We start from the raw sequence: 1199 nt of genomic DNA, 5'->3' as shown, positions 1-1199 counted from the left end.
TTCTAATACCGTATTACTGATCGACATTTCAGTACTTCGGATAAATGGCCTAACTTTTCTTTGGTCTTGATAATATGGATATTCTTGAAACTCTTTATATTGTTCTTCATTTTGTAGCACTAACATACCTGAATTTACACTCGGTAATAAATACGCCCATCGACAATCAGTCGCTTCTTGTGACTGATGATCTAATAATAGAGCAGTAGTTTGTGCTAAAACTTTCCAATCTTCTTTTTTAACATCAACCTCTCCACAAAATTCAAGCCACTTTTCGCGCATTGGTAGACAATCTAACAATAAAAGTGGTCTCAAAGCTGATTTTGATTCAGGGTGTAAACTTAAAACATTAAAAAATTCATTTTTTAATGTTTTATCAATAATAGAAAGGCCATAAAGACCTATTCTTGGCATTTTCTTTTCACCTTCGTCAATACCTTTATGCTCCAACCCTAGCTTAGTTCCAATTTCTCTGAAAACCTCTAGGGCATTATCTCTACTAAGCCCATTAATCAATAAACCAGCCCACAACATACAAGGAAGACGGTCATTAACCCAAGACATAGAGTTTCGGTTTGGAATTTGATTAAATGGAGCAATTAAACTACTTCCTTTTTTTTGATGTGAGTCTAATTTTCCTTTATTTTTTTTCTTATTAGCCATTACAACTCCAATTATTTATAATGTAAAAGAGCAATATCAGACCTCAAAGCTGAACGAAAATTCGTACGTGCTTTCCAAATTTTATCTGCTTGTATTTTGGTATATTTTTCACCATCGCCAGGGTTATTTCCCAATTCTTTTCGTAGCGAATAATATGATTTAATTACATCCTTAGATAAAAACAATCCTGCTTCATTTTCTGCCCATAAATTTAACTCAGTTAACACATTAGCTTGCAGATCTTTTGAAATAATTAGTTCAGGAGCTTTTCTTTTCTGTATTTTTGAAACGATTAAAAAAGCTTTTGGATATAACTCAATTCGCTTTTCATACAACTTTTCAGTAAACTTATTTTTGATTTCCGTTTTAAGTTTTTTCTCAGCCATATTGTTTTGATACACATTCGTAACAAAACTAATCAAAGCAACAAAAAGTGATACGCCTCCTGCAATAATCGCAGTCATTAATTTTTCTGAAATTTCCATACTACCCTTTTTATAATTAACTTAAAAAACGTGCTAACGAATGACATGGAT

The 1199-nt window shown here is 32.0% G+C and carries 1 protein-coding gene and 1 pseudogene; both read right to left on the bottom strand.

The genetic code is table 11. The features are described 5' to 3' along the window. Nucleotides 1-663 (bottom strand): annotated as a pseudogene (locus tag AB4496_RS22225) (hypothetical protein); the annotation flags it as partial. 11 nt (nt 664-674) lie between these two features. After that, nucleotides 675-1148: a hypothetical protein gene (locus AB4496_RS22220; RefSeq protein WP_009845954.1), complete on the bottom strand. Its 474-nt coding sequence runs from the start codon at nt 1146-1148 to the stop codon at nt 675-677. Between the last annotated feature and the right edge of the window lie 51 nt (nt 1149-1199).

The organism is Vibrio sp. 10N.222.46.A1 (assembly GCF_041473595.1).
Taxonomy (GTDB): Bacteria; Pseudomonadota; Gammaproteobacteria; order Enterobacterales; family Vibrionaceae; genus Vibrio; species Vibrio tasmaniensis_A.
Note: the sequence above shows the minus strand (reverse complement) of the source record. Positions and strands in the feature narration are given on the sequence as shown.